This window comes from Streptomyces sp. NPDC054841, from assembly GCF_053611045.1.
Genome location: NZ_JBSGZO010000041.1, coordinates 1 through 22,897, shown reverse-complemented (window position 1 = coordinate 22,897; position 22,897 = coordinate 1). Strand labels below are relative to the sequence as shown.

Annotated in this window: 29 protein-coding genes and 2 pseudogenes; 14 read left to right on the top strand and 17 right to left on the bottom strand. The window is 69.2% G+C overall.

The window, feature by feature from the left end; genetic code table 11:
- Positions 1 to 143 precede the first annotated feature (143 nt).
- The 4 genes and pseudogenes from ACWGI8_RS09020 to ACWGI8_RS09005 form a co-directional block, all read right to left on the bottom strand.
- Positions 144 to 650, bottom strand: coding sequence for an RDD family protein (locus tag ACWGI8_RS09020; RefSeq protein WP_453659471.1), 507 nt, complete (start codon positions 648 to 650; stop codon positions 144 to 146).
- A 384-nt stretch (positions 651 to 1,034) separates the two neighbouring features.
- A complete protein-coding gene (locus tag ACWGI8_RS09015) occupies positions 1,035 to 1,367 on the bottom strand; it encodes an ArsR/SmtB family transcription factor (RefSeq protein ID WP_453659458.1) in 333 nt (110 codons plus the stop codon).
- A 145-nt stretch (positions 1,368 to 1,512) separates the two neighbouring features.
- The gene (locus ACWGI8_RS09010; protein ID WP_453659457.1) at positions 1,513 to 1,887 is read right to left on the bottom strand and encodes a hypothetical protein; all 375 of its coding nucleotides are present in this window, start codon (positions 1,885 to 1,887) and stop codon (positions 1,513 to 1,515) included.
- A gap of 562 nt (positions 1,888 to 2,449) precedes the next feature.
- Positions 2,450 to 2,935, bottom strand: a pseudogene (locus ACWGI8_RS09005) (UTRA domain-containing protein); the annotation flags it as partial.
- Between the two features lie 145 nt (positions 2,936 to 3,080).
- Between ACWGI8_RS09005 and ACWGI8_RS09000 the strand changes: the two are divergent.
- From ACWGI8_RS09000 to ACWGI8_RS08970, 7 genes and pseudogenes are all read left to right on the top strand, one after another.
- A complete protein-coding gene (locus tag ACWGI8_RS09000) occupies positions 3,081 to 3,308 on the top strand; it encodes a DUF6193 family natural product biosynthesis protein (protein ID WP_453659456.1) in 228 nt (75 codons plus the stop codon).
- A 507-nt stretch (positions 3,309 to 3,815) separates the two neighbouring features.
- Entirely contained in the window at positions 3,816 to 4,292 is a 477-nt protein-coding gene (locus ACWGI8_RS08995) for a hypothetical protein (RefSeq protein WP_453659455.1), read from the top strand.
- A 63-nt stretch (positions 4,293 to 4,355) separates the two neighbouring features.
- Positions 4,356 to 4,791, top strand: a pseudogene (locus tag ACWGI8_RS08990) (tyrosine-type recombinase/integrase); the annotation flags it as partial.
- 356 nt (positions 4,792 to 5,147) lie between these two features.
- A complete protein-coding gene (locus ACWGI8_RS08985; protein WP_453659454.1) occupies positions 5,148 to 5,414 on the top strand; it encodes a hypothetical protein in 267 nt (88 codons plus the stop codon).
- Entirely contained in the window at positions 5,411 to 5,779 is a 369-nt protein-coding gene (locus tag ACWGI8_RS08980; RefSeq protein ID WP_453659453.1) for a DUF6247 family protein, read from the top strand. Before ACWGI8_RS08985 ends, ACWGI8_RS08980 begins: the two co-directional genes overlap by 4 nt.
- Entirely contained in the window at positions 5,776 to 6,054 is a 279-nt protein-coding gene (locus ACWGI8_RS08975; protein WP_453659452.1) for a hypothetical protein, read from the top strand. The genes ACWGI8_RS08980 and ACWGI8_RS08975 overlap by 4 nt, the downstream gene beginning before the upstream one ends.
- A 288-nt stretch (positions 6,055 to 6,342) precedes the next feature.
- Complete coding sequence (locus ACWGI8_RS08970; protein WP_453659451.1) at positions 6,343 to 6,678, top strand: TfoX/Sxy family protein; 336 nt, start codon at positions 6,343 to 6,345, stop codon at positions 6,676 to 6,678.
- A 16-nt stretch (positions 6,679 to 6,694) separates the two neighbouring features.
- On the opposite strand, the gene ACWGI8_RS08965 is transcribed toward ACWGI8_RS08970, so the two are convergent.
- Together ACWGI8_RS08965 and ACWGI8_RS08960 are read right to left on the bottom strand one after the other, a co-directional pair.
- Positions 6,695 to 6,892, bottom strand: a complete 198-nt coding sequence (locus tag ACWGI8_RS08965; RefSeq protein ID WP_453659450.1) for a hypothetical protein — start codon at positions 6,890 to 6,892, stop codon at positions 6,695 to 6,697.
- 230 nt (positions 6,893 to 7,122) lie between these two features.
- Positions 7,123 to 7,326, bottom strand: a complete 204-nt coding sequence (locus tag ACWGI8_RS08960) for a hypothetical protein (RefSeq protein WP_453659449.1) — start codon at positions 7,324 to 7,326, stop codon at positions 7,123 to 7,125.
- 122 nt (positions 7,327 to 7,448) lie between these two features.
- Between ACWGI8_RS08960 and ACWGI8_RS08955 the strand changes: the two genes are divergently transcribed.
- The 4 genes from ACWGI8_RS08955 (at position 7,449) to ACWGI8_RS08940 (ending at position 10,374) form a co-directional block, all read left to right on the top strand.
- A complete protein-coding gene (locus ACWGI8_RS08955; protein ID WP_453659448.1) occupies positions 7,449 to 7,937 on the top strand; it encodes a hypothetical protein in 489 nt (162 codons plus the stop codon).
- A gap of 143 nt (positions 7,938 to 8,080) precedes the next feature.
- Positions 8,081 to 8,809, top strand: a complete 729-nt coding sequence (locus ACWGI8_RS08950; protein WP_453659447.1) for a Crp/Fnr family transcriptional regulator — start codon at positions 8,081 to 8,083, stop codon at positions 8,807 to 8,809.
- Between the two features lie 89 nt (positions 8,810 to 8,898).
- The gene (locus tag ACWGI8_RS08945) at positions 8,899 to 9,489 is read left to right on the top strand and encodes a redoxin family protein (RefSeq protein ID WP_453659446.1); all 591 of its coding nucleotides are present in this window, start codon (positions 8,899 to 8,901) and stop codon (positions 9,487 to 9,489) included.
- Between the two features lie 6 nt (positions 9,490 to 9,495).
- Positions 9,496 to 10,374, top strand: coding sequence for a cytochrome c biogenesis CcdA family protein (locus ACWGI8_RS08940; protein ID WP_453659445.1), 879 nt, complete (start codon positions 9,496 to 9,498; stop codon positions 10,372 to 10,374).
- Between the two features lie 27 nt (positions 10,375 to 10,401).
- Here the strand turns inward: ACWGI8_RS08940 and ACWGI8_RS08935 are convergent, their stop codons facing one another.
- From ACWGI8_RS08935 to ACWGI8_RS08905, 7 genes are all read right to left on the bottom strand, one after another.
- Positions 10,402 to 11,190 carry a class I SAM-dependent methyltransferase gene (locus ACWGI8_RS08935; RefSeq protein ID WP_453659444.1) on the bottom strand — a complete coding sequence of 263 codons (789 nt, stop codon included), beginning with the start codon at positions 11,188 to 11,190 and terminating at the stop codon, positions 10,402 to 10,404.
- The gene (locus tag ACWGI8_RS08930) at positions 11,180 to 12,751 is read right to left on the bottom strand and encodes a radical SAM protein (RefSeq protein ID WP_453659443.1); all 1,572 of its coding nucleotides are present in this window, start codon (positions 12,749 to 12,751) and stop codon (positions 11,180 to 11,182) included. The genes ACWGI8_RS08935 and ACWGI8_RS08930 overlap by 11 nt, the downstream gene beginning before the upstream one ends.
- A gap of 19 nt (positions 12,752 to 12,770) precedes the next feature.
- On the bottom strand, positions 12,771 to 13,028 hold the full coding sequence (locus tag ACWGI8_RS08925; RefSeq protein ID WP_453659442.1) for a mercury transporter: 258 nt from the start codon (positions 13,026 to 13,028) through the stop codon (positions 12,771 to 12,773).
- Positions 13,012 to 13,440 carry a MauE/DoxX family redox-associated membrane protein gene (locus ACWGI8_RS08920; RefSeq protein ID WP_453659441.1) on the bottom strand — a complete coding sequence of 143 codons (429 nt, stop codon included), beginning with the start codon at positions 13,438 to 13,440 and terminating at the stop codon, positions 13,012 to 13,014. Before ACWGI8_RS08920 ends, ACWGI8_RS08925 begins: the two co-directional genes overlap by 17 nt.
- Before the next feature lie 475 nt (positions 13,441 to 13,915).
- Entirely contained in the window at positions 13,916 to 14,488 is a 573-nt protein-coding gene (locus ACWGI8_RS08915) for an SRPBCC family protein (protein WP_453659440.1), read from the bottom strand.
- On the bottom strand, positions 14,485 to 14,787 hold the full coding sequence (locus ACWGI8_RS08910) for a DUF427 domain-containing protein (RefSeq protein WP_453659439.1): 303 nt from the start codon (positions 14,785 to 14,787) through the stop codon (positions 14,485 to 14,487). The genes ACWGI8_RS08915 and ACWGI8_RS08910 overlap by 4 nt, the downstream gene beginning before the upstream one ends.
- A 78-nt stretch (positions 14,788 to 14,865) precedes the next feature.
- A complete protein-coding gene (locus ACWGI8_RS08905) occupies positions 14,866 to 15,294 on the bottom strand; it encodes a heavy metal-responsive transcriptional regulator (protein ID WP_453659438.1) in 429 nt (142 codons plus the stop codon).
- A gap of 55 nt (positions 15,295 to 15,349) precedes the next feature.
- Here ACWGI8_RS08905 and merB point away from each other — a divergent pair, with 55 nt between their 5' ends.
- The gene (gene merB / locus ACWGI8_RS08900; RefSeq protein WP_453659437.1) at positions 15,350 to 16,351 is read left to right on the top strand and encodes an organomercurial lyase; all 1,002 of its coding nucleotides are present in this window, start codon (positions 15,350 to 15,352) and stop codon (positions 16,349 to 16,351) included.
- Between the two features lie 211 nt (positions 16,352 to 16,562).
- On the opposite strand, the gene ACWGI8_RS08895 is transcribed toward merB, so the two are convergent.
- The 3 genes from ACWGI8_RS08895 to ACWGI8_RS08885 form a co-directional block, all read right to left on the bottom strand.
- Positions 16,563 to 17,126 (bottom strand): hypothetical protein, encoded by a 564-nt coding sequence (locus ACWGI8_RS08895; protein ID WP_453659436.1) that lies wholly within the window; start codon positions 17,124 to 17,126, stop codon positions 16,563 to 16,565.
- 97 nt (positions 17,127 to 17,223) lie between these two features.
- A complete protein-coding gene (locus ACWGI8_RS08890; protein WP_453659435.1) occupies positions 17,224 to 18,657 on the bottom strand; it encodes a flotillin family protein in 1,434 nt (477 codons plus the stop codon).
- A gap of 89 nt (positions 18,658 to 18,746) precedes the next feature.
- Positions 18,747 to 19,256, bottom strand: coding sequence for a hypothetical protein (locus ACWGI8_RS08885; RefSeq protein WP_453659434.1), 510 nt, complete (start codon positions 19,254 to 19,256; stop codon positions 18,747 to 18,749).
- Positions 19,257 to 19,593: 337 nt separating this feature from the next.
- On the opposite strand from ACWGI8_RS08885, the gene ACWGI8_RS08880 reads away from it, so the two are divergent.
- Positions 19,594 to 20,655, top strand: a complete 1,062-nt coding sequence (locus ACWGI8_RS08880; RefSeq protein ID WP_453659433.1) for a PucR family transcriptional regulator — start codon at positions 19,594 to 19,596, stop codon at positions 20,653 to 20,655.
- A 42-nt stretch (positions 20,656 to 20,697) separates the two neighbouring features.
- Here the strand turns inward: ACWGI8_RS08880 and ACWGI8_RS08875 are convergent, their stop codons facing one another.
- The gene (locus tag ACWGI8_RS08875) at positions 20,698 to 22,392 is read right to left on the bottom strand and encodes an acetolactate synthase large subunit (protein ID WP_453659432.1); all 1,695 of its coding nucleotides are present in this window, start codon (positions 22,390 to 22,392) and stop codon (positions 20,698 to 20,700) included.
- 264 nt (positions 22,393 to 22,656) lie between these two features.
- On the opposite strand from ACWGI8_RS08875, the gene ACWGI8_RS08870 reads away from it, so the two are divergent.
- Positions 22,657 to 22,897 (top strand): NAD(P)H-dependent oxidoreductase (locus ACWGI8_RS08870; RefSeq protein ID WP_453659470.1); only part of this gene is annotated, 241 nt, incomplete at its 3' end.

Genomic DNA, 22,897 nt, shown 5'->3' with positions numbered 1-22,897 from the left:
GTGGCAGTCCGGATCAGCCGCTCGTTCTCGCGGTCCACGAGGAACGGTCCGGTGCCCCCGAGACGAGGAACTTGACCGTTCGATCGAAGACCGAGGGCGCCCCAGCGGACCACCGCTTCAGGAGCGTGGTGGGGCGAAACCCCTCACCTGCGGTGGATCACCTCACTGCCGACTGTCTTGTCGTGGATGCCCTGACGGTTCGGGCTGAGGGTGATCGAGGACATGTTGGCGACAAGAAACACAGGCACAGCGTTGGCCACCAGATTCGTGACATGTCTCAGCACTGCGGGGCCGTAGTCGAGCCGTGCGCCGTCACTTGCGCGGATCACTTCCATCCCCATCACGCGCTTGCCCGGAGTGCCGCCCCAGCGTGAGACGCACACCGGCGAGTAGCCCAGAACGGAGGCGAGGAGCCACGCAACGGCCGCAGCACGCCAAATGGTTCGCGCCGGGTCACCCGTTACAGCGAGAGCCTCGAGTGTCCGGTCCAGGGCAAGAAGTGGGCCCAGAACGGCGGCCACGGCGATGGGAAGGTCAACGGCGACCGCGGCACAGCGACGCATGAGGCCGGCCGGGGCACCCGGAATCGGACGGAATTCTGCGGTTCCACCCAGCGACGGCAGAGGGCCAAGGTCACCGCCTGAGGTCATCGCCACCTGGTTCTCCTTGCCGCCGGTCCGATCGGATCGGCGTGCACTGTAACCCGGAGGTCGGTCCAGCGGTATGGGCGAGCAACCCCTGAGCAATCTTGAAAACCGTGGCGGCGGCGACGTCACCGTGGGTTCAAATCCCACACCCACCGCACGTGAACGACCCAGCTGATCTTTGGGCTGTCCGGCATGTTCCCGCAGGTCACCGCCTCACCCCAACAGTCGGACAGTTGGGCACAAACGCCTGTGGGTTGTTGGTGCGGCCGCGCTAGCGGCGGGGCTGTCCTTCGTGATCACGAAAGATAGCCCGTGAAAGACTCCTCCTGGTGTCCGTCAAAGCGGATCAAGCCTCAAAGGGCCTGACAGCACTGGGGCCGATTGGGCTCACACGTCGGCCTGCCGGAGTTCCTCGAGCAGTTCATGCTGCCCGACGAGCAATTCGGTGAGAATGCGGCGGGCCGCGCGCAGCAGTTCCGCGACGTCACCGCCGGCGAGCGCGTAGCTGACGGTGGAGCCGTCGCGGATCGACACCACGATTCCCGACCGCCGCAGCACGGCCAGCTGCTGGGACAGGTTGGACGGTTCGATCTCGATCGCTGTCAGTAGATCGCGCACCGGCACCGGGCCGTTCTGCAGGAGCTCCAACACCCGGATGCGGACGGGATGCCCGAGCATGCGGAAGAACTCCGCTTTGGCCTGGTACAGCGGTACCTGCATGTGATCGCTCCCGTGACTTGACGATTACGAACCGACCCTCCCGCCTCCGGGCGGCCCCTTACAGAGGGTTGACCTCATCGGGATCTCGCGAATTGAAGATACTTTCAACTCGTGGGTAGCCGGAGGCGAGAGGATCGTCACCGCGCTACAACTCGAGGTCTGCCTCGATGCGTCGCAACTGGTGCCGGGCCATGGCCAGGTTGGCGTTGGCCTTGTCGAGGACGAGATAGAGGAAGAGGCCGTTGCCCCCTCGGCCCTTCAGCAGCCGGATCAGGTGGTATTGGCTGCCGAGGGTGATCAGGATGTCGTCAATGTCATCCTTGATCCCGAGGTGCTCCATGGTGCGGGCCTTGGCGCGAATCACGTCCGTGTTGCCGGCCGCTGCCACCGACAGATCGAGATCCTTGCCGCCCCCCAGCGTGCCCAGAGCCATCCCGCTCGTGTAGTCAACGAGCGCCACCCCCAGCGCCCCCGCGATCGATGTCATGGACTCTTTCAGGGAGATCTCCACATTGGCCATCGCTGCGCTCACTCCTCATCAGTGCGTGCTGTCGGATGCCGGGACCGTCACGGATAGACCGCGCGGCGGCATGTGACGGGAACGCTACCCACGGTGAAGAGGCCGTGGAGGAGCATCAGCGAAATATGCCAACGGTAGGTCGAAAACAGACCTTCATCTGTAAGAGTCCGCGCAGATTGGCGTAGTGGCCGAGGGGCTGGACCGCAAGGTGCGAGAGCAGCGGGCCAAGTGTCCCGACCAGGCAAAACAGGGGGAAGGTGGTGCGGAGGTGGTGCGCGACGCCTGAACCGGTCTGGACAACAAAAGGGCCCAGGTTGGGGATCGCGTCCCTGGCCTGGGCCTTCGTCGTGGAGCGGGTGACGGGAATCGAACCCGCGCCCTGAGCTTGGGAATCACTGATCGTTTGAGGTTGATTGGGGCCCTGAGCTGCCGGAACAGTGCCCTTACGACCCTGCTGGGCGGTCGAGAGGTAGCCCGCACTGACCGCTGTTGACCGGCTGTTCTGGTGCGCATCTGGTGCGCATCTGGTGCACAGTGGTGCGGTGCGGGACTGCCCTCGTAAGCGACTGATGGGTACCTCGTAGATGATCTCGCACAGAGCGGCGGGGACTACGATGTCCGCCGTCTCCACGGGCTGCCCCTGGTCGCTGTAGTACGTCCGGCGGATGCGTGTGACCAGTGCGGCCTTCTGAATGCCCAGGAGCGAGGCTTCTTCCGCGGTCGCTTGCCGGGGTTCTGGCTGCTCCACCGCGTGGCTGACCGTGATGTCGATCTCGGCCATGCGGTTCACAACGCCCGCCCCGGCGTGAGGCCCTCCCTCCGGGAGGACGACGAGGGTGCCGGCGGTGAGGTCGTACGGCTCCCAGCTCGTGGACAACTGCACCGGCCTGCCGTCCGCGAGGAACTCGTACACAGTGCGGACGCACAGGTCGCCCTCCCCGATGCCGAGACGGGCCGCGATCTCCTCCGGGGCGGGAACCTTGGCCTCGGTCCGGCTCTCCCAGTTCCCCTGTTTGCCCAAGGCATTCATGTCCGCACGGAAGGAAGAGGGTGCGTAGCACGGGCTCCGCGTATGCGGCAGCCGCGATGGGCGGCAACGTATCGTCGAACCAGCCTCGGGTCATTGGCCGACGCTCCAACAGCCATGTCCACGCGGTCTCAACATCAGGGGCCTCGGGCATGGACGTACGATCTTGCATCCAATAGACGATTGGCAAGGTCTCCATGTCGGTACAGCAGCGCCGTACCCTCCGATTGATGATCTGCCGTATGTCGTGCTGGGTGAGCCGCCATACAGCGTCTACACGGCCGGTCACGCGACCCGCCTCGGAGAGGTAGCGACGGCTGAGGATGCCATCAGCCTGGTGGTGGCTCACCTGCCTGCGGATCTGGGCGCCGATGCAGTCGGCCAACAATCTTGAAAACCGTCGTGGCGCAAGTCACCGTGGGTTCAAATCCCACACCCACCACGCAGGTTGAAGGCCCCCTGACCAGCACCATCGGTCGGGGGCCTTCGTCGTGCACGTTGTCTGTTGATGACCGCGATTCCCCGTGAGTTCCCGGTCTATCGGGCACGGATGGGGCACGGCCTCACATGGGCTTTGAGGTTGGTCCTCATCCTTATCAGGTCGGTCGCGCATCCCTATTACGCCATGAGACGCAGCCGGTTCACTGGCCCGTGGGGGCACCGAAGATCGGCTGTAACCGCCGCTGTCCGCTCCTGTTGGTGTCAGGTGCTGATGTCAGCAACTGCTTCGGTCTTGACGTGGCGACTGCCAGGTGCGCCCTCAGTGCCTCGGGAGCGTGGGTCCAGAGCTGACGTGTGAGGTCGCACGGCGTGATGACAGAATCCGGCCCACATCTGGTGCGCTGTACCTGATGCGAATCAAGAGGGGCGGGCTATGGGAGGGCGTAGATACCTGACGACCATGGGCGCTGTAGCGGCGACGCTGGTGCTGGTCGGCTGTGGGGGTGCTGCGACGGAAGCGACGTCGCAAAGTCATCAGGCGTCAGCGCCTGCCACAGCAACGTCGTCGTTGCCACCGACGGGGAAGAAGAGCAGTGAGCAAGTGCGGAGCGACTTCCGCCATGCCTCCGAGAGCATCGGAGAGCTGGTGCTTCCCAAGAGCCCTGCGGGCCAGGAAGCATGCGTGGTCTACGCGGTTGGCTTTTCACGTGAGGTCTTGAGCAAGCTCGAACTACTGCGCGTCGTGAGCCGACTACAAGATCGCGGTTGGCGGCTAAAGGGCAGTGCAGAATCGGTGAAAGACGGGGCGCTCCTCAAGCACGGTGTGTGGGATGCCATGGTTGAGGCGGGGCCAGTGACGGATGAAGTCAAGGCTCAGGCAGGCACGAATCGAGGCATCTTCATGCTGTCCGGGTTTGGAAAGTGCGCCCCGTCGTAGCGCGAAGACAGACCGGATGGAAGGCGTGGGCCTACCCCGTCTCCGTCGACCTGCTACTGGTTGTCGGAAGCGGGCAAGCGGCTCGTCGTCCTGCCGGCCTTTGTGTGGACTGACCTTCGACGGCACCTCGACTGGTACGCCGAGAAGGGCCCGGACGGACTTCTGTTCGTGTGGGGGGGGAGAGAGATGGGCAAGCCGTTCCGGCGGTCCACCTTCCGCCGGAAGTGGCGTACCGCCCGTACGAAGGTCGGTCTCCCCGATGGCTTCCGCTTCTACGACCTTCGGCACACCGGGCACACTGACGACCCGCTCCGGCGCGACGCTCAAGGACACGATGGTGCGGGCCGGACAGTCGACCGAGCGAGCCGCGCTGATCTATCAGCACTCGGACGTCGAGCGTCAGCGGGAGGGCGCGGCCGGCCTCGACCGGCTCGTCCGGCAGCGGCGTGACGCGGCGGACTCCACAGCATCTGGCACGGATGTGGCACGGGACGCTTAGGCGGGTTCGTTATGGAGCGGGTGACGGGAATCGAACCCGCGCTCTGAGCTTGGGAATCACCCGGCACTTGCGGGGGCATCGTTGCTGACCTGCGGAAACAGCCGCGAAAGGCGCCGGTCGGGCTGCCGCATCGGATCCTTTGCTGACCGCTGTTTACCGCCTCTACTGGCACGTTGTGGCACGGCCGCCGACTCCACACGCCTCCTGTCTGGCGCGAGGAAACCCTTGGCGCCTGGTGCCCGCGCGCCTCACGGATCGGCTTCCACCCCTCTCCATGGTGCCTCGCTCCTTCGGCTTGACCGTTCAGCGAGAGGGCCCCATAGCGTCAAGATGCGGCGACGGTTTATGCTCGGGTTGTGCGAGCCACGAGTGACCCTCTGACCGACGACGAGAAGATCGATCTGGACGACGCCCTCAAGGCCGTCCGCCGGGCCGAGCAGGCCCTTGCGCGGGCACAGGCGCACCTTAATCGCACGGTGGGCCGAATCGGCTCCGCTGGCCGCTATGGACAGAAAGCCGCGGTAGGCCGCCGCGTCGGCTGGTCCCGCCAGCACGTCACCACCCTCGCCAACGCCTACCGGGCGGGCGAACTGGACCAGGAGGAGAGGACCGAAGCCGCATGAGCACCGCGCCCCGGCCGTCCGCCATCCCGCAGCCGCCCGCCCAGCCCGAGGCGATCCGCGCCGCCCTCGCTCAGGTCGCCCCGCACCTGGTCGCCGAGTTCGACCGCGACCGCGCGGCCAGCACCGCCCGTGCGCGCGCCGAGGTGTCCGCCGTTCCCCTCCGCACCTTCACCGAGGCATGGGCCGTCGAGGTGGCCATCGCCCGGCACCCGGAGGTCACCGCCCGGCTCCGCGCGCTCGAGGCCCGTGCCGGCGAGGTCACCGACCTCAGCGAGGCCCGAGACATCGCGGCCGAGATCAGCCGCATCCGCAACGCCGCCGCCACCGAGGCAGGCATCCGTACTGCCGGCGGGGCTGCCCGGTGACCGACGACTGTTGGGTGTGGGAGTACGCCTTCCATGCCGAGGACGAGGCTGGCTACCCGAAGACCGTCCGCGACGAGGTGAAGGCCGTCGCCGACCAGATCGTCGAACTCGCCAACCTCGGCATCGACCCGGCCGAACTCGGCGAACCCACCCCCGGTACGGCTCGCCGCCACACGCTCCACTCCGGCGGATGGTTCGAGACCCAGGCGCTCCCCCGGATGAGGCCACGCCTCCTCGCCGTGGTCCTGGTCGTACCGCCGCCGCACCTGCTCTGACACTCGTCAAGGAGTTCTGGCGGTAAGCCTCCGCCGCGACGATGTGCCCGCCTCCCGCCAAGCAGGGGGCGGACGTTGCCGTGCCGGATAGGCGCGTGAGGCCGTGGCCCCGCCCGCTGGGGCGTCTCACAGATGGATTGTCAGCTCACGGTGAGGGGAGCAGGGCGGCATGGAGAGTGCGGAACAAGCACGGGAGCGGATCACTGCGCGCCAACGTGAACTGCGCGCCGAACTCGCGGACCTCGATCGCGAACTCGCCCGGCACCTTGCCGACCTACGGAGGCATGGATGCCCTACGACGAGGCCCTCGCCGAACGAGTCCGGGGGGTGTTGGCGCCGACGGATGACGTCAACGAGCGCAAGATGTTCGGCGGACTGGCGTTCCTTCTGGGCGGGAGCATGTTCTGTGGCGTTGTCCACGACGAACTCATGATCAGGCTCGGGCCGGACGGCGCCGCGGAAGCTCTGGTGCGCCCGGGCGTGCGCCCGATGGACTTCACCGGTCGGACGATGAAGTCCATGGTGTTCGTCGCATACGACGAGTTGGCCGGGCCCGCACTCGCGGACTGGGTCTCACAGGCTGCCGCTTTCGCCCGCACGCTGCCGTCCAAGCCCTCAAGGTGATCGGGCAATCGGCTGCTCAGGCTGTCGAGGACTGCGGTGGCTCCAGCAGCCGGTGCTCCAGGTCGCGCAGGTCTTTGCCGATGGAGGAGCGGACTTTCCTCGCCATGATGGGTGCGGCCAGGCGGTAGTAGCCGCTGGCGTCGCCCTGGACGCGGATGCGTGCGAGGGTGCCGCGCGTATGCGGGGTGAAGGTGTAGGTGACGTGCATCGGCATCGGGCCGGCCACCGACACCATGTCCAAGAGCTCGGGAGGGTCGTTCTACGCGGCCACGCGGAGGACGTAAGGGCTGTCCCGTAATCCCCGGTGGATCAGCGCGCGGCGTCAGATGCGGTGCATCGCAAGGCGGAGGGTCGTCCTCATACTGGGCGTATTCGGGCGATCCGACAACGCAGCGAGGTGCCGTAGCTGTCGTCGTGCGCCCGCCGGGGATTACGGGACAGCCCTTAGTCGATGCGCTTGCCTAGGAAGTACGCCGTGCGGGTCACCTCGGCGCCGACGCCGAACCCGCCCCCGTCCGCTTCCTGGGTCAGGGCGGCCTCGCGGATGCCTTGAGTCCACTCGTGGTCGTGCCGCCGGTCCATGGCGTAGGCCGCCACCTGGTCGGGCGGGAGCGGGATCGTCCGCTCGGCCGTCTCGTCGATCGTCATCGCTCTTCCTCGCCGTTGCTCTGCCTACCGCCAGGTACGTAAGCACCCTCACATACCTGCATCTGCCATGAGTCCTAGCGTCAGCCCTGGGAGCAGGAAGTCACGCTAAGAGGAGGATCACCATGGTCACCACCTTGCAGGTATCAGCGAGAACCGCCGCGATCCCGGTGCATGCGGCGTGGGGTGCTGCTGCCGGTCTCGTCGGGGGTGTCGGGATGGGGATCTGGATGTCGGTGTCCCGGCCGATGACGGACACCGCGATGATCACCATGGTCGCCGGGCTGCTGGGCTCGACGAATGCCTTCGTGGGCTGGCTGGTCCATCTGTCGATCGCGCTGTTCGCCGGTGTCACCTTCGGCGTGCTGCTGGGTCAGTTCGCCCAGCGTCTCGCACCTGCCGTCGTGCTTGGTCTGGTCTACGGCGTGGTGTGGTGGTTCGTCGGCGCGCTGTGGATCATGCCGGCCAACATGGGCATGCCCGTGTTCGACTGGAATGCCGTCAGCAGCTCCAGCCTCGGCGCGCACCTGGTGTTCGGGCTGCTCGCCGGTCTGACGTTCGCCGTGATCGCTCAGGGCGCGGGCAAGCAGCACCCGGGTCCGGTCGGAGGATGAGCGCCGTACCGCCCGCGTCGCCACCCGGCCCCCGGGGAACGGTGCCCTACTGTCTGGCGCACAGCGCCGACGCGCTGGCCCGCCCCGTATGGGGCGCTGCGCCGCCGCCCTGGGCGCCGGGACGACGCGAGGAGACGCACCACATGACCGACACCGACGCCGGCACCAGTTCGGGCGAGGACGCCGACAGGACGTGGTGCATGGCGGAGGTCGACATCTTCTGCGACCTGTCGGAGAAGGAGATGGAGGCCATCGCCGCCGCCGCGCCGATGAAGACCTACACGGCAGGCGAGATCCTCTACTCGCCAGCTCAGCCCAGCGAGGTGTTGTTCATCCTCAAGCGGGGCCGGGTCCGCGTCTTCCGGGTCTCCGCCGACGGCCGGGCGCTCACGACCGCGATCGTCACCCCGGGCACCATCTTCGGTGAGATGGTCCTGCTCGGACAGCACATGTACGACAACTACGCCGAGGCCCTCGACGACGTCACCGTCTGCGTGATGAGCCGCGCCGACGTGCACCGCTTTCTGCTCTCCGACGCCCGTATCGCCGCCCGGATCACCGCGATCCTCGGCCGCCGTCTCGCCGACCTGGAACAGCGCCTGTCCGACAGCGTGTTCAAGACAGTCGCCCAGCGCGTCGCCACCACCCTCGACACCCTCACCGCCGCCCAGCCTCCGGCCGGTCCGCTCCGGCCCGGTGGCCGTCACCCGCAGATCGCGCTGACCCACGAGCAGCTCGCCGCGCTGGCCGGAACGTCCCGCGAGACCTGCACCAAGGTGCTACGGGACTACGCCGACCATGGGCTGTTGCGCCTCGCCCGCGGCCGCATCACGGTCCTCGACTCCGCCCGCCTCAAGGACGCCGCGGGCTGACGTCACCGAACCGTAAGCACACCGTCGCACGCCTGCCGGGCCTGGCGGATCTACAGTCACACCCTGTCCCGAACACACAGGAGTCCTCCATGCGCGCCCGCACCCTCATCCCGGCCGCCCTGGCCGCTGCCCTCCTCACCGTCGCCGGGTGCGGAACCGAGGGCGGCTCAGACTCCACCGGGGACGCCGGAGCAGCGCCCTCGACTTCGTCGTCCCCCGCGCAGCCGCCCGCCTCGTCGGACGGCGGTGACACCGGCAGCACCGGCGCCGAGGTGCCCGAGGTGCTGAAGTTCACCGCCACCACGGTGGACGGCAAGCCGTTCGACGCGAAGACCCTGGCGGGCAAGCCGACCGTGCTGTGGTTCTGGGCGCCATGGTGCCCCAAGTGCAAGGCTCAGGCGGCCGAGACCGCCAAGGTCGCCGCCGAGTACCAGGGCAAGGTGAACGTGGTCGGCGTCGCCGGGCTCGACAAGAACGTCGCCATGAAGGACTTCGTCTCCGAGACGAAGACCGGCGCCTTCCCCCACCTGTCCGACGAGGCCGGTGACGTATGGAAGCGGTTCAAGGTCACAGAACAGAGCCGCTACGTCATCCTCGACAAGGATGGCAAGACTGTCTACGAAGGCGTCCTGCCCGGCGGCGAAGGACTGGCCGAGAAGGTCGCCGGACTGACCGGCTGAACCGCCGTGGCCGATCTGCCCCTCGCCCTCGCACTCAGCGCGGGCATGCTCGCTGCCGTCAACCCGTGCGGCTTCGCCCTGCTCCCCGCCTACCTGTCGCTGCTCGTCCTCGGCGAGGACAATCCCGGCCGCGCCGTCGCCGTCGGCCGGGCCCTGACTGCCACCGCCGCGATGACCGCCGGATTCGCCGCGCTCTTCGGCGTCTTCGGGCTCGCCATCCAGCCCGTCGCGGGCCAGGTCCAGGAGCACCTGCCCTGGTTCACCATCGTCTTCGGACTCGTCATGGCAGGGGCGGGGGCCTGGCTGCTCGCCGGACGCCAACTGCCCGCCCTGACACCGAAGGTCCGCCGGGCCCCCGCCGTCACCCGCTCCCTGCCCTCGATGGTGCTGTTCGGGATGGCGTACGCCACGGCTTCCCTGGGCTGCACCATCGCACCGTTCCTCGCCATCGTGGTCTCCGCCTTCCGCGGCGGATCCACCGGCGAGGGCATCGCCCTGTTCGCCGCCTACGCGGGCGGCATGGGCCTGATCGTCGGCGCCGCCTCGCTGACCGTCGCCCTCACCCGCACGACCGCCGTCACCCGGCTGCGCCGTCTTGGCGCCATCGCCCCTCGGCTCGGCGGCGGACTGCTCCTGCTCGTGGGTGCGTACGTGGCGTATTACGGCTGGTACGAGATCCGCGTCCAGCGCGAGCCCACCACGCAGGACCCGGTCATCGATGTGGCAGGCGCCGTCCAGCGCACGATTGCCGACGCCCTGGACGCTGTCGGCCCTGCGGTGATTGCGGGCGTCTTCGCGGGCCTGCTGATCGCGGCTGCGGTGCTGGTGCGGGTCCGGCGGGCCCGACATCGGCGCACCACGGGCACCGACCCGCACACCATCTGAGGCTCTTGGGGCGCTGCCGTCGGCCGGCTATTGAGGTTTGGCCGCCGTCAGCAGTGTGTAGCCGAGCGCGCCGTCCGTGACGGCGGCGCGGGCGGCTTTCAGTACGGGCAGGGCCGCCGCCATGTCCACGCCCGCGTCGGCGAGTTTTGCCGGGGCGGTGATGCGCAGCAGGTTCAGCCGGGCCTCGATCTGGTCGATCGTGCGGATCATGGCCTGGTCGTGGCGTTCGGTGATGATCGTGCGCAGTCCGGCGGCGGTGAGGATATCGGCGTACTCGGTCGTGGGGCGGGCGTCGGCGATGCAGGCGATGCGGGCGCCGAGCGTGGACAGCTCCGGTGGCAAACGGTCAGGAACGGCGGTGACGTCGGTGATGCCTAGGCGGCCGCCGGGACACAGGACCCGGGAGAACTCGGCGGCGGCTTTCGCCTTGTCGGGGAAGGTGCACAGCGCGCACTCGCACACCACCGCATCGAACACGCCGTCGGCGTACGGTAGATGCTCCGCGTCGCCTGTGACGAACACGGCCTGTTCCGTGAGCCCCGCCGCCTGGGCCGCTCCTTGGGCGAGGGCGGTGTTGGCGGGGGAGTAGTCGACGCCGTCCACCCGTACCCCGTAGATGCCGGCGAGCAGCAGTGCGGTGATGCCGCGGCCGGAGGCGACATCCAGGACGCGAGACCGCGCCGACAAGGCGAGTCGGTCTGCGAGGCGGCGGGTCAGTGCCGTGCCGCCGGGGTGGTACGAGTCGCCCAGCAGGAGGGCGACGACATCGGAGGAGTACGCGGCGGCGCAGCACGCCTTGAGCCGGTCATCGCTCATCCCGCGCTCCTCTCGCTGTCTTCGACCCGTACGGTGTCGCGGTGAGCCGGTCGGCGAGCAGCAGCGCGTTCGGCACGACCTGCGCGACGGAGACGCCGGACATCTGCGCGCGGATCTGTTCGCGGTAGCCGACGGAGTTGTACGCGCAGAAGGGGATGAGCCGTCCGTCCGGGGTGATCTCCTCGACGCAGCACTTCATCAGCTGTTTGACGTTGAGGGTGTACGGGTCCTGGAAGTCCTGCACCACGATCATGAACGCCTTCTCGCTGAGGTCCTTCACGGCCCCGGGCAGGTCGATGCCGCAGCTGTCGGCGCAATCCAGGGCCCCGGCCGTGGCGCGCAGCTTCTCCTCCGTCGTCTCGGTGCCCATGAAGGCGGAGGCGGACCACAGCTTCTCCAGCGCCTCGCGGATGCCGGCGTCGGGCAGGACGCGGTTGGTGACGTAGTCCAGATAGTCCTCGACGTTCAGCAGCCGGGGGACGGGGACCACGGTACGGTCGCCCGGCTCGCCGTCCACCAGCAGATAGGTGACGGAGCGGCAGGTGGGGAAGCAGCAGGGCACGGGGAAGAAGTCGCCCTTGCGGAACCAGCCCGGGAGCTGTTCCCCGATCAGTCGGATGACGTCGGGGTTCGTCACGCGGTTCAGCGGGTCGAAGGCGACATGGCGCCCCGAGTGGGTGACCGGCTGGAAGGCCACCGATCGTACGGCCGGGTGGTCGATGCCGAACTCGACGATCGCACCGACCTCGTGCTCGTTGAGCCCGCGCTCGACGGCGGCGACCAGAGTGACGGTCAGTCCGGCCTCGGCGCAGTGGTCCAGCGCCCGCTGCTTGAACGTTCGCAGGTCGCGGCCCCGGATCTCCAGATGGGTGCGCTCCTCGAAGCCGTCGAACTGGAGGTAGACGTTGACGGACCTGCCCGGCCTCTCGTTGCGCCTGCCGAGCTCGGCGACGAAGGCGCGGTCGGAGGCGAGCCGGATGCCGTTCGTGTTGAGGGTGACGTTCTTGATCGGCCGCTGCTGGGCGAGGTCGATGAAGTCCAGGATGTGCTTGTGGATCGTGGGCTCTCCGCCGGAGAACATCACGACCTCCGCCTCGCCCTCCGACTCGACGAAGGTGTCGAGCATCCGCGCGCACTGATCGCGAGTGATGGAGTAGCCGTCGGGCTGGTGGCCCGAGTCGGCGAAGCAGATCGGGCAGTCCAGGTTGCAGCCGGTGTTGACCTCGATGACCCCCAGACAGGCGTGCTGCTTGTGCTCCGGGCACAGCCCGCAGTCGCTCGGGCAGCCGTCCCTGACCTCGGTCTGGAAGGCGAGGGGGATGGTCCCGGGCTTGTTGAAGCGCGTGGACGCCAGGTACTCCTCGGCGTCCCCGTAGACCAGCGCTTCGAACCCGCCGTGTTCCTTGCAGCGTTTGCGCAGGTAGACCTTGTTCTCGCGGATGTTGACCTGGGCGTCGACAGGCGTCTTGCACACCGGGCAGATCGACTTCGTGAATTCGACGAAGACCTCGTCGCGATCGGTCTTGTGTCGCCGTGGTCCGGGTGTGGGGGCCTTTGTCATGCGGAACTCCTCACGGTGCCTACGGGTAGCAGTCATCGGGTCCGGTGCCTCGGCGGCGGCGGCGGCGGGCGCGGCAGCGCAGGACGTACGCGACGGCCATGACCACCACCATCGCGCCGACGGTGATCAGCCACGGGTTGCTCAGAAATCCGCCGACGGCAGCAAGCGCCCCGCCGCCCAGCAGCAGCGGACCGGCGCAGCACAGCACCATCAAGAGCCCGGCGCCCAGCCCGCCGAGCAGCCCGCCCGGACGGGAACGTTCACGCGGTCCGGACATCACGCGCCGCCTCATCGTGCCTTCGAACTTTGCGAACTCCGCGTAGCAGCAGCCTGGCGTAGAGCAGCAGCAGTGCGTCCTGGACGAGTACGAACCAGCTCAGGCGCTGGGTGAGGTAGATCCCGAGGCAGCCGCAGTTGGCGACCGTGAGCCCTCGCACGTACGCCTGTACGGCCAGCAGCGCCCACACCACCGCCACGCCTGTGAACACCCACACCGGGGCGATCGCGCGGGACCGCGGGCGAGCCAGAAACCACACCCCGCACACCAACTCGCCCGCGATCAGTGCCACGGCGAGCACAGTCGCACCCGAGCCGGCGACCAGCCCGTACCCGGCGAGAATCCCGGGCATCCGCCGGAAGGACGCGAGCTGCCCGGCCGCCATCGCGGCGAACAGCGCACCCAGCACCATGCTTCGCACGCTATGCCCGGGGAGAGGCCGAGAACTGTAAGCGCGCTCACCGAACCGGTCGGCGCCGCGCGGGACCATCGAAGGGTGGACGTTCAGCCTCGGCCCAGGCGGAACCGTCGGCAGGTCGTCAAGGGCGCCGGCGTGATCGGGGGAGTCGTCGTGCTGCTCGTGGGCGGTGGCCTGATCGGCTGGCAGGCCGTCTCGGACCGACCCTCCGAGCCAGTGACTGCCGCGCAGCCCGGGCACGATCCCTCGCTGGAGGCACTGGCCGCACGCGGCACTCTGCACAGCCCAGGCCAAGGGCCGACTGGCCTCCGGCACCAACCCCGGTGCCGCGGCCGATGTGCTGGCCCTCCTCGCGCACGGAGTGAATCTGCGCTCCCGCGCCGGGGCCGACGCACGAGAGCTCGCGAAGACGGTGACCGGAGCCCTCGATGCGATCAGCGGCCGGCCCGGCGCTGAACGGGCCGCCCGTTCAGCGCCGGGCCCTGCGTTCCGCCTCCTCCTTGACCGAGGCGAGCGACGACGCGACGGTTCGCTCCCACTGGGCGGCTACCTTCTCGCCCCACCACGCTCCGGCCCGCCACAGGTCGGTGCCCAGTTCTCCTTCGTAGACCAGGCGGGTGCCTGCGGCCTGTTCGGTCAGGGTGAAGGCTTCGACGACATGCGGCACCGGGCCGCGCACCAGACGGAAGTCGATGCGCGCGGGCCGGGTGAAGCGGACGGTCTCCACGGTGACGGCTGTGAGCCCGCGGCCCAGGGGCGTGGAGTGGGCGGCGAGCACCATGTCGCTGCCGCGCTCGAGCACCTGGACCTTCTCCCTCATGGCTCGGGTGGCGCGCCCCAGATACGGCTGCGCGATCACGTCGAAGACGACGTCCCGGGGTGCTGCGATGTCCACGGTCTGCGGCCCGAGGGGCCGGACGCGCCGGCCCACACCAAGATCGATGGGCAGTGCACCGGAGATCAGCCCTGCGTAGCCGCCGCCGATGACCGCGGCGGCGCCTGCGCTCCAGGCCGCTGCCCGGGCAATGCCACGGCCGCTCACGGTGCGGTCTCCGGCTCGCCTTCGACTCTCACGCCTTGCCAGAACGCGACGTGGTCCTTGATCCGGCGGGCAAAGGGACTGGGGTGCGGGTAGTACCAGGCCGCGTTCGGGTTGGCCCGCCCGTCGACGGTGACCGTGTAGTACCGGGCGAGCCCCTTCCAGAAGCACAGCGACCGGGAACGGCTCTCGGTGAAGTACTGGCGGTGCAGCGATTCGGGCGGGAAGTAGTGGTTTCCCTCGACGATCACGGTGCGCGGGGCTTCCGCGATCACCGTTCCGTTCCATACAGCCCGCAGCATGGCGGTGCTCCTCATCGTGCGCCGGGAGGGGGAGGTTCCCCCGGGGCTGATGACGCTACGCGTGGCCGACGGGGTGGTTCAGTGACGGCGCTCACGATTCACCTGGTCGTGCGCCCTGGTGAGGATGCGGCAGATGTCGGCGTCGGTGCAGGCGGCAGGATCGGTCGCGGCTGCCCGCTCCGCGAGGGCTTGCAGGGCTGTTCGGGTGGCGCCTAGTTCGGCCAGGCGGCGGTCGATGTCGGCGAGATGCCGGTCGATGAGCGCTGTGACGTGCTCGCAGGGGGACGCCCCGGCATCGCGGAGCGCCAGCACGGAGCGGATCTCCGCGAGGGTGAGCCCTGCCCCCTGGGCGTCGCGGATGAACGCCAGCCTTCTCGTGGTCTGCTCCGGATAGTCGCGGTAGCCGCCGGGTGTGCGGGGCGGCGCGGGCAGGAGCCCGGCCTGCTCGTAGAAGCGGATGGTCTTGGTGGTCAGCCCGCTGGAGGCGGCGAGGTCGCCGATGCGCATACCTGCACGCTAGCTCTTGACCTTCCAGTCCGCTGGAAGGTCTACCGTCCGGGGCATGGCCGAGAACTGCGAGGAACGACAGATGCGGATCACCGTGCTGACGGTTCCGGAGTGCCCGAACGCCCCGCTCCTGCGCGAGCGGATCGCAGCCGCGCTGGCGGGCCGGGACGTGCCGGTGGACATGGTCGAGGTGTCCGACGAGGCCGGGGCCGCCAGGTGGGGGATGACCGGCTCACCCACCGTCCTGCTCGACGGCGCCGATCCGTTCGCCGAAGCGGGCGCACAGCCCAGCGTGTCGTGCCGGATCTACCGCCACGTGGACGGCGCCACTGATGGCGCGCCCAGCGTGGCGGATCTGCGCCTGGCGCTCACGGAGGTCGGTCTGCCCGAGACGACTGGGGAGAAGTGCTGCGAGGCGGATCCTCTCGATCCTCTCGGCCGGGCCGGCCGAGGTCGCCTCGCACCTGTCGAACACGGGCTGCGGGCGGTGCACCGGACGGTGCTGCGCCATTTCGCCGAAACGGGCGTCGCGCCCACCTCCGACGTGCTGGAACCGTTCGCCGCCCCGTACGGCCGCACTGCCCGTGAGGTGCTGGCAGAGCTTGCCGGGGAGGACTTCCTGACCGTGGACACGGACGGGCGGATCCGGGCGGCGTACCCGTTCTCCGCCACCCCGACCCCGCACCGCGTGTGGATCGAAGGCGGCACGCAGGTGTGGTCGATGTGCGCGATCGACGCGCTCGGCATCCCGGCGATGCTCGGCAGGGACGTGGTCATATCGTCCGCGGACCCCGTGACCGGCGACCCGGTCACCATCACCACGAGGGGCCGGGAGACGGTGTGGGAGCCTGCGGGCGCGGTGGTGTTCGTCGGTGCCCGCGCCCGCTCGGGGCCCGCCGCCTCGGTCTGCTGCGACGTGCTGAACTTCTTCACCGACACAGCCTCCGCCCAGACCTGGACGGCCGAGCACCCGGACGTGCGGGGCGAGATCGTCGACCAGGCGCGGGCGGAGGAAATCGGGCAGCAGATCTTCGGACCACTGCTGACCGATTCCTGACCGCCCCGGTCGGCCGTGGCCCCCAGGCGGTTCAGGCCAGGGCGGCGGCGCCGTCCGTCGGGCCCTCCGGCAGGAGCAGCGCGATCGTGTCAGCGGCCGGGCACGGCTTGGGCCTGCGCGGTTCGCCTGCTCTCGCCCTTCCTGGCCCAGGCCCGTGACGGGGCATCGCCGGCCAGGGCCATGCGGACAATGCGCACGGACATCGAATGCCTCACGCAGGCCCGTCCAGTCCGGGTAGTGGCAGGCGACGGCCGGTGGTGGGGTGGAGCTCTCCGATGGTCAGGGTCATGGTGGCCGCGCCTGCGGCGAGCATCGCGGAGATGGCGTGCATGGCGCGCAGGTCGTGCTTGAGCAGAGTGTCGTACTCGCTCTTCGGCACCTCCACGCGTTCGCGTGCCGGGCTGTTGACTTCGATGGCGTAGTACCGGCCGCCCTTTGCCTCCCCTGCCTGCCTCGACGCCCCGGTGCTGCCGGCCGTCAGTGCGATACCCGCCGCGAAGACGCAGACCAGAACGAGCTGCACGGCGCGGGGCAGGCAGCGCAGGGCCAGCCACTGCAGCGAAGATGTGAGACGTACTCCGGCGGCTTGGAGAGCCCAGCCGCGGCCGATGGTCGCGATGAAGAGCGGGAAGAGCAGGGCGAATTCGATTCCCAGCATGAGCCCGCCGCCACCGCGCACGGGCTCACCGGGCAGGAGTGTGAGGGCGGATGCCAGCAGCGAGAACGCGCTCACTGCCAGGGCCAGGCCCGCGTGGACCTTGAAGCCGGCCTTCATGGCATCCGCCCCCAATCCCCCCGTCCCCCCGTCCCCCCGTCCCCCCGTCCCCCCGTCCCCCCGTCCCCCCGTTCGCGGTACGCGCGTTCGCGTACGCCTAGTCGGTGATCTCGATCTTTCCGTTGGGCGACACGGCGGGCTCCGCAGCCGGTGCCGTGCTGCCGGCCCGTGTGGTGATGCCCTTGAGCAGCCCGGCCAGGTCGACTCCCGTGGTGGAACCGAGAAGTTCCATGCCCTGGGCGACGTTGTCCGCGACGGTGCGGGGCAGCTTGCCCGCGCCGTCGGTGGAGATGACGGTCAGCTTGTCGATCGCGCTCAGCGGTTCGGCCGCCTTGCCGACGACCTGCGGCAGTACCTCGACCAGCATCTGAAGCACGGCCGCGTCGCCGTACTGGGCGAAGGCGTCGGCCTTCTTCCGCATCGCCTCGGCCTCCGCCGAACCCTTGGCGGAGATCGCCGCGGCCTGCGCCTCGCCCTCGATGCGTACGGCCTCGGCCAGGGCAGCCCGGTGCAGCTTCTCGCCCTCACCGGTGAGCCGGGAGCGCTCGGCCGCCGCCTCCGCCTCCTTCACCAGGGCGATGCGCCGGGCCTCGGCCTCCTGCTCGGCCTGGTACCGGGCCGCATCGGCGGGCTTGCGGACCTGGGTGTCGAGCTGACGGTCGGTCAGTGCTGCTTGCCGGGCGGCGACCTTCTCCTGCTCGCTGAGAACCTCCTGCTGGCGGGCGGCCTCGGCGAGCGGACCGGCAGCGTTGGCCTGGGCCTCGGCCTCGTCCGTCTGGGCCTTGATCTCGGCTTGCTTCAGGTACAGGGTCCGCTGGGCGATCGCGATCTCTTCCTCGGCCTTGAGCCGGGCCTGCTCGGCGGCGCGGCGGGCCACCGCCTCGGCGATGTCGGCCTCCTGCTTGGCGCGGGCGGCCTCGGGGCGGCCGAGGTCCTCCAGATAGGAGCCTTCGGTGGTGATGTCCTGGATCTGGAACGCGTCCAGCACCAGGCCCTGCCCGGACAGGCTGGCTTCGGCCTCCTCGGCGACCTGTCCGGCGAACGCGGCACGGTCGCGGATGATGTCCTCCACGGACATCCGGCCGACGATGGAGCGCAGCGCGCCGGAGAGCACTTCCTGGGTGAAGCCGACGATGCCGTCCTGCTGCATGAGGAATCGCTGGGCGGCGGCCCGTATGGAGTCCTCGGTGCCGCCGACCTTGACGATGGCGACGCCCTCCAGGTTGGCCTTCACCCCGCGCAGGGTGACGGCGCCGCGCACGGCGACCGGGATGTGCCGGCTGGACAGGTCGAGGGCGAACTTCTGCTGGACGAAGGGAACGACGAAGACACCGCCACCGACCACGACCTTCTGCCCGCTGTTGTCGGTGAAGACACGGCCCGTGGCCGGGTCGGTGGACTTCTTGCCGCGCCGGCCGGTGACGATGAACGCCTCACTGGGGCCGGCCACCTTGTAGCGAGTGACCACGGCGAGGGCCAGCAGGACGAGGAGTGCAACGACTCCCACCACTGCGGTGACGACTGAACTCATGATGTATCCCCCCTGCCTCCCTGGGGACGGCAGATCGAGTGAATTGAGTGGGGTGAGCGGGACGAGCGGGACGAGCGAGGGGTGCTCGGTCAGCGTTCGACCGGGCGGACGCCGACCGAGGTGGGTGACAGTGCTGTCTCCACCCAGATTTCGGCGCCGCGCTGCACAGGCACGTCGGACTTCGCGGCGAACTTCACTGGCTGACCGGCCACATGCAGCAGCACCTCGCCGTAGCCGTCGGCCGGGATGGCGGTGACCACGGACCCGGCGGTGCCGATGAGGTCGTCGCTGCGCAGAGCGGCCGCGGTCTGATCCCGCATGAGCGCGCGGCTCAGCCTCCAGGTCAGCCATCCGGCCGCAACCCCGGTGACCACTCCGGCGGCCGTGGCCACGCCCACCCCGAGACCAGTGGTGCCAAGCACGATCGCCCCGGTGAAGCCGAGCATCGAGACGAACCCGGCGACCACCGGAAGCGAAAGCCAGCCATCGAGCAGACCGTCCAGCACCCCGTCGAGGAAACCTTCCAGCACCCCGTCCAAGACCAGCGAGAGAGCCAGCAGAACGATTCCCGCGATGCCGAAACCCAGAAACAAGCTCATGCGCGCACCTCCCCTGGTCGCAGGTGATCCCCTGGACAACCGGATGGTCTCACTCGCGCCCGCCCGCTTTCACTGCCGCATTCCGGCAATCTTTACGACCCTTTAATGCCGCTCGATGCCGCAGCTCAGCGCTTTCCGCTCCACACCGGGCCCGGATGAGACCGATGGTGTCCGACGATCGCGTGTCCGGCCGTGCCAGGGGGTGGGCCGGAGACGGAAGAGAAGTCACGGTGCTGCTGGGCTGCATCCGGTCACCGTCCTTTGGAACGTGCGTGCCACCCTTGACCTCTGTGCGTCAGGAAGTCGTCATCGGCGCGTCAGGAAAACGGGGAGGGCCATGGCGGAGCGAGACATACCCGAGAAATATCTGGAGGGGTATGCCCAGATCCTGGCGGGTGCCTGTGCCACTGGCCGCAGGCTGACCCGCGATGAACTGGAATCGCTCCGGGCCCGGGGAGAGCGGGCCGCGGAGGCGGGTCTCGGACTGCGCGTCATGGTCAGTGCGCATCTCTCCGCCGCACAGGCGGTCCGGCCCGAGCTCCCGTTCCCCGCCGCCGAGCATCTACTGGCCGCTGTCGAGCAGGCAGTGGACGCCTTCGCGGAGGGCCACGAACGCGCACAACGTCTCGCGGTGCGCCAGGAGGAGGCGGCCCGCCGCGAGTTCATCGACGACCTGCTCTACGGGCGCAGCGACCTGGGCCGACTCGCCGAACGGGCCGAGCGCTTCGGGCTGCTGCTCTCCCACGCCCACGCGGTCGCCGTCGCTCAGGGCGCCGAGCCGTACGACGACGGCGCCCCCGTCTCCCGCCGGATCGATTCCGCCGTCGTCGCCCGCTTCGGCGACCGCCGCATCCTACTCACGACGAAGGACGGCCGGCTGATCTGCATCGCGCCCGGCGACCAGTCCGAAGTGCTCAGCTTCTTCGCCAAACAGGCGTACGCGGCCACGGACGGCGGCCGGGTCGCCATCGGCCGCCCGCACCCGGGCGCGGGCGGTGTCGTCCACTCCTACGAGGAGGCGCTGAACGCCCTCGACCTTGCCGCCCGGATGAACCTCGAAGGCCCGGTGCTCCACGCCGCCGACCTGCTGGTCTACCCGGTCCTGACCCGGGACCGGCAGGCCATGGCCGACCTCGTGCTGAGCGTCCTCGGCCCCCTTCAGCAGGCCCGCGGCGGCGCCCAGCCACTCATCGACACCCTCGCCGCCTACTTCGACACGGGCTGCGTGGCCGCCGAGGCGGCCCGGCGGCTCTCCCTGAGCGTACGGGCCATGACGTACCGGCTGGAGCGCATCCACAAGCTGACCGGCGCTGATCCGGGCGACCCCGTGCACCGCTACACCCTCCAGACAGCGGTGGTCGGCGCCCGGCTGCTGGACTGGCCGGCACAGAACCTCTGAACCGGTCTCGGCCCGTGGCCCTGGCGCGATGCGGACTCCTGCTCAGAACGGGCCGTGGAGAGCGCCGAGCCGGTCGGTCAGCCGCAGGTTCTCGGAGTAGTCGACCGGGCAGGCAATCACGGAGACCCCGTCGTCGTCCAGCGCACGCGTCAGTGTCGGAAGGAGATCGCCGGCCGCCTTGATGTAGTAGCCGCGTGCGCCGAAGCTTTCGGCGTAGGCGACGAAGTCCGGGTTGGTGAAGCGGGTGTGGCTGTGGCGTGCGAGTTCGAGCTCCATCTTCCAGGTGATCAGTCCGTACTCCTCGTCGACCAGGACGAGGACCACCAGCGGGATGCGTTCGCGGACGGCGGTCTCGAGTTCCTGGGAGTTCATCAGGAACGAGCCGTCGCCCATCATGGCCAGCACGCGCCGCTCCGGACGGGCGAGTTTGGCGGCGATCGCGCCGGGCAGGGCGAAGCCCATGGTGGACAGGCCGTTGGAGACCAGACAGGTGTCCGGCGCGTAGGCCGGGTAGAGCCGTGCCATCCACATCTTCCCGGCGCCGGTGTCGGCGAGCACGATGTCGTCGCGGCCGAGCGCGGCCCGCACGTCGGCCACGACGCGCTGCGGCACCAGGGGACAGGCGTCGCTGCGCCGTCCGTACTCGAGTTCCTCGGCGAGCAGGGAGCGGATGCGTTCACCTGCCCCCGCCTCGTACGAGAGACCGTCCGGCAGCGCGGCCGCGAGGGCGTCCAAAGCCAATGGCAGATCCCCCTGGACGCCGACGGTGACCGGGTAGTGGGCATCGACCTCCGCCGGGAAGCGGTGCAGGTGGACGATGCGCTTGTCGCCGTCCGGGTTGATCTTCACCGGGTCGAACTCCTGGATCTCGTACCCGACGCAGATCAGGACGTCCGCCGCGTCGAATCCGAAGTTCGAGTAGTCGTGGCGCATGAAGCCGACCGCGCCGAGCGCGTTCGGATGGTCGTCGGGGAAGACACCTTTTCCGTGGAACGTGGTCGCCACCGGCACGTTCAACTGTTCGGCGAAACGCACGAGGGCCGCCGACGCCCCCGCCCTGGCGGCACCATGACCGGCGAGCACCACCGGCTGTCGCGCTGCCGCGACGACCTCCACGGCACGGGCGATCTGGGAGGGCGACGGGGCATCGGCGTGCACCGTGTCGACCTGCAAAGGGGCAAGCGGCGTCTTGGTGCGCGACGCCTCGATGTCCTCGGGGACCGCCAGGAAGACCGCCCCCGGACGCTCGCTCTGCGCGGTCTTGAACGCCTTGCGCACCATCTCCGGCACCGCTTCAGGACTCTGCACGCGCGCCGCCCACTGGGTGACGGGCGCGAACATCGAGACCAGATCGATGACCTGGTGGGACTCCTTGTGGACCCGGCCCAGCGCACCCTGTGCGGCCAGCGCCACCAGGGGGGTGCTGTTCGTCATCGCGTCCGCGGTGCCGAGCAGCAGGTTGATCGCGCCGGGCCCCAGCGTTGCCGAGCACACCCCGGCCCGGCCGGTCAGCCGCCCGTAGATCTCCGCCATGAAAGAGGCGCCCTGCTCGTGCCGCACCAGGACGTACCGGATGCCCGAGCCGTTCAGGGCGTCGACGAAGCGGATGTTCTCCTCCCCGGGGATCCCGAAGACGTACTCCACGCCCTCGGCCTCAAGACAGCGCACCATCAGGTGCGCGACATCGTCGGTCGCGGTTCCAGCGCTTCGCGGGTCAGGGGTGCGGGGGGTGTCCATGCCCCGAACGTAAAGCGCGCCCCGGGGCACGGACCAGGCACCGGCCCCCAGTCGGGTGAAGGCCCGTCCGCCGACGCCCGGCCCGCGGCCGTTCGGCCGTCGGAGTGATCATCGCCGGTCTGCTGTGCCGAAGCAGCCGGAGCGGCCGCCCGGTCAGCACGATGGACGGCGTCGCACCGCCGTGAACGGCACGGCGGCAGGACCCAGGAGCGCCCAGTGACCGCCCAGCCGCCCTCCCGCTACGACGATCTACGTCTCCGCGCGATGTTCGTCAACTGCACGCTCAAGCGCTCGCCCGAAGCCAGTAACACCCAGGGGCTGATCGACAAGAGCCGGGAGGTGATGGAGGCGAACGGCGTCGCCACCGAGCTCGTCCGCGCCGTCGATCACGACATCGCGACCGGCGTGTGGCCGGACATGACCGAGCACGGATGGGAGAGCGACGCGTGGCCCGCGCTGTACGAGCGGGTCATGGCCGCCGACATCCTGGTGCTGGCCGGGCCGA